Here is a 625-nt window from a genome sequence, read left to right on the forward strand (position 1 = left end):
CGAGTTAAAACAAGAAATCATGGATAAAGTCCTTCTTGAAGGTCAGTCTCAACTGTCCGTCTCTCTTGAGTATGCTCTTCCGAACCGTGGGCTGCTTCCAAACTGGATAGCGCAATACAAGAAAAACGGGTATACTATTCTTGAGAAATCAAGAGGGAGACCGCCAAAGATGGGACGAAAGAAAACGAAAACTTGGGAAGAAATGACGGAGCTAGAACGTCTTCAAAAAGAACTGGAATACCTTAGAGCGGAGAACGCCGTGCTAAAAAAGTTGAGAGATTACCGCTTACGGGACGAGGCAAAACTCAAAAAGCAACAAGAGTCATCCAAGAACTAAAAGATGAGTTTGCCCTAACGCTATTACTTGATATTTTAGATCTAGCGCAATCAAGTTATTATTACCACATCAAACAACTGGCAAAAGAAGACAAGGATTCGGCACTTAAGACTGAAATCCAAGCCATTTATGACGAACACAAGGGCAACTATGGCTATCGTCGTATTCACTTGGAACTTCGCAATCGAGGCTTCTGTGTCAACCACAAGAAGGTACAACGTTTGATGACAGAGATGAAACTAGCTGCTCGTATTCGTCGGAAACGCAAGTATTCCTCTTACAAGGGCG

The 625-nt window shown here is 42.9% G+C and carries 1 pseudogene; it reads left to right on the plus strand.

The annotated features are described in order from the left end of the window. Positions 1–625: pseudogene (locus ACERC8_RS09960) on the plus strand (IS3 family transposase); the annotation flags it as partial.

Source organism: Streptococcus sp. E29BA, from assembly GCF_041807805.1.
GTDB classification, from domain to species: Bacteria; Bacillota; Bacilli; order Lactobacillales; family Streptococcaceae; genus Streptococcus; species Streptococcus entericus.